The sequence below is a fragment of the Mycobacterium sp. TH-M15 genome (genome assembly GCF_057473705.1).
In genome coordinates, this window is the sequence record NZ_JBYCLB010000600.1 from 1 (window position 1) to 2,794 (window position 2,794).

The window sequence follows — 2,794 nt, forward strand, 5'->3', positions numbered from 1 at the left end:
GGCTGATCGGATCCGGCCACCACTCCGGTTGGGCGGGCCCGGTTATGCGGCTGCGGAGTGGTTGGTCGTTCGGGCCGTGATCGGCGCGCGTTGCGCCGGGCGGAGCCCGACGGGCTCCTTCGCAGCCTCGACGACCGTCAGCACGGGCCGCCGCTGCGCGCTCACCTTCAGCTGGGTCGGCAGGACCGGCTGGATCATCAACCGGATGAAGCCGAGGTCTTCGGAGTAGTCCAGGCCGATCCGCCAGGCCGCGGTGCGCGGCCGGGTGTTGTAGGTGCCGAACATCTGGTCCCACCAGCTGAAGATGAAGCCGTAGTTGGTGTCGGTGTCCTCGATCTGGTCGCGGTGGTGGGCGACGTGCAGTCCCGGGGTGATGATGACCCGCCGTAACCACTTCTCGACCTCCGCCGGGATGGCGACGTTGGTGTGGTGGAACAGGTCCAGCGCGAACGCCACCGTTCCGTACAGCACGAGGTAGCCGACCGGCAGGTGGGCTCCCGCCGCCACGGTCACGATCACCATCTGGTGGATGGCGGACTCGACGGTGTGCACCCGGGTGCCGGTGGTGACGTCGAAGTCCTCGTCGAGGTGGTGGATCTGGTGGAAACGCCAGAAGAACATGCTGCGGTGCAGCGCCCGGTGCAGCCAGTAGGCGACGAAGTCGAGCAGCATGATCGCCAGCGGCGCACCGAGCAGGACCGGCAGCGCGGTCAGGCCGGGATTGAGGCTCCACGGCGCCACCCAGGCCGCGCAGAGCAGGCCCGCCGGCGGAATCACCACGTGGTTCACCACGGTGAACCCGAGGTTGCGGGCCCGGCGACGCTGATCTGCGCGGCGCGGCCAGGCGCCGGCGAAGACTTCGGTGACCCCGAGTAGGGCCAGCCAGCCCATCTCGAGTGCGATCGTCCATGTCGTGCCCATGGCCCGCCCTTCCTGTAGCGCAAGTCGTAGTGCTACGACTCTAACCACGGTGTTAACCAAAATGCAACAGGTTGATTTCGAAGCGGTCTCGGCCTCGTGGATATACAGATCTACCAGGAGATATGCCGGAATTTCCGGTCGCCCGGAGCGGATATGTGCTCCATATCAACCCGTTACAGCCGTAGCCGCTGCGACGAGAAACGTTGCAACTGGTACAGCTGTTGCAGTCGGTGAACGACGGGCTTGATCCCCGGGCTCGCCGTCGGCCGGGAGCGGCGCCCCGCGGTGGAACCGACACCGTGCACGCTTCGGAGAGCCGGCCCGGGTCGGGTGTGCTTTCATGTGTGCACGCGGTTGCTCGGCGACCGCCGGTCCGGAGGGACGATGTCACAGCCGCACGGTTACCCGCCCCACCAACCCGATCCGCGGCACCCCGCGCCGCGGCCGTATCCGCCGCCGTCGGCTCACCCGCAACCGGCCTACCCGCAACCGGCCTACCCGCCGCCGTCGGCTCCGTCACCGCACGGATACCAGCAGGCGCCACCGGGCTGGGCGCATCAGCCGCGGTGGGTCGGCCAACAGCAGCCGGTCCAGCCGGGCGGCCACGAACCGATGTTCAGCGTTCGCCTGATCAAGCACACCGGCATCCTGGTGATGTACCACCACCAGCCGTATACGGTCACCGGTACCCTCGCCCAGTGCAAAGCGGAGATCGGTAAGGCGCAGCTGCACAACCTGCTCTTCGGGTGGTGGGGTGTCTTCTCCGGATTGGTCTTCAACTGGATCGCGTTGAGCACGAATCTGGCCGCCTACCTGAAGCTGCGCCGCGCCGCGCGGGATGCGGGCGCCGGGCAGCCGTCCGGGCGCTGGCACGCCTGAGGCGGTCGCCGCCGCACATCCCGGTTGGCGGTCTGCAAACCGCGTTACGCTGTGATATGAGCCCTAAAACCACAATCCGCATCGCCCGTGTTTACGACGAGCCCGGCGCCGAGGAGGGCGAACGGATCTGCGTGGACCGGGTCTGGCCCCGCGGATTCCACCGGGAAGACCCGCGGGTGGGCCGCTGGTTCAAAGACGCGGCCCCGTCGAAGGACCTCCGCAGTTGGTACAGCCACAAGCCGGAGCGGTTCGACGAGTTCGTCACCCGCTACGAGGACGAGCTGAACACCCCGGAAGGCAGTGCCGCGTTCGAGGAGCTGCGCAAGCTCACCCAGGGCAAGAAGGTCACCCTGGTGACCGCCACCCGGGATCTGGACGGCAGCCAGGCCGCGGTGCTGGCCATGCTGCTGAACAAGCACTGAGGCTATCGGGGCCCCAGGGTGGTCAGCAGCGCGCCGATCGGCACGCTGACCACCAGCAGCGCGACGAACAACCGGTAGCCGAGCAGCCACCACCCACGCCGGTCGCTGGCTCGGACCCCGCCGATGAACAGCAGCAGGGCGGCGATCAACAGCATCGAGCCGATGTCGAACACGACGATGTGATCGGTGACGATGCCGATCAGGATGGCCAGACTGCCGATGTTGAACAACGCGATGGTGGCCGCGACGGTCCGGCCGGTCGGCGGTGTGACGGCCAGCAGCACCTGCCCGGCGCCCAGCACGATCTGGCCGAGTCCGAGCACCAACACCAGGTAGGCGACCGCCCACACCCCGTGCCGGGTGGGCGACGGCGCCGCGATCGCCGCGGCGAGCACCCCGCCGGCCAGCACGCTGACGCACCCGGCTACCGCGAACGGGCCGAAAACGTCGCGGCGATCCCATAACCGCAGCGCCGCCGCCGTCTCGGGCTCGGCGGCTCCGGCCGGTCGGCGACGCCCGACAACCTCACTCACCATCTGGATCCCATCGTCACGCCCCGGATTCAACCCTAC

At 68.3% G+C, this 2,794-nt stretch carries 4 protein-coding genes; 2 read left to right on the forward strand and 2 right to left on the reverse strand.

The window, feature by feature from the left end:
• Positions 1-42: 42 nt before the first annotated feature.
• On the reverse strand, positions 43-921 hold the full coding sequence (locus tag AC2VNT_RS14750; RefSeq protein ID WP_486947565.1) for a sterol desaturase family protein: 879 nt from the start codon (positions 919-921) through the stop codon (positions 43-45).
• 384 nt (positions 922-1,305) lie between these two features.
• Here AC2VNT_RS14750 and AC2VNT_RS14755 point away from each other — a divergent pair, with 384 nt between their 5' ends.
• Positions 1,306-1,800, forward strand: coding sequence for a hypothetical protein (locus AC2VNT_RS14755; protein ID WP_486947566.1), 495 nt, complete (start codon positions 1,306-1,308; stop codon positions 1,798-1,800).
• Positions 1,801-1,856: 56 nt separating this feature from the next.
• Complete coding sequence (locus tag AC2VNT_RS14760) at positions 1,857-2,222, forward strand: DUF488 domain-containing protein (RefSeq protein WP_486947567.1); 366 nt, start codon at positions 1,857-1,859, stop codon at positions 2,220-2,222.
• Positions 2,223-2,224: 2 nt separating this feature from the next.
• Here AC2VNT_RS14760 and AC2VNT_RS14765 read toward each other — a convergent pair.
• Positions 2,225-2,794 (reverse strand): hypothetical protein (locus AC2VNT_RS14765; RefSeq protein WP_486947568.1); only part of this gene is annotated, 570 nt, incomplete at its 5' end.

Coding starts and splice junctions, on each gene's coding strand:
- AC2VNT_RS14750 (WP_486947565.1), bottom strand. CDS start 921: ATGGGCACGACATGGACGATCGCACTCGAGATGGGCTGGCTGGCCCTA.
- AC2VNT_RS14755 (WP_486947566.1), top strand. CDS start 1,306: ATGTCACAGCCGCACGGTTACCCGCCCCACCAACCCGATCCGCGGCAC.
- AC2VNT_RS14760 (WP_486947567.1), top strand. CDS start 1,857: ATGAGCCCTAAAACCACAATCCGCATCGCCCGTGTTTACGACGAGCCC.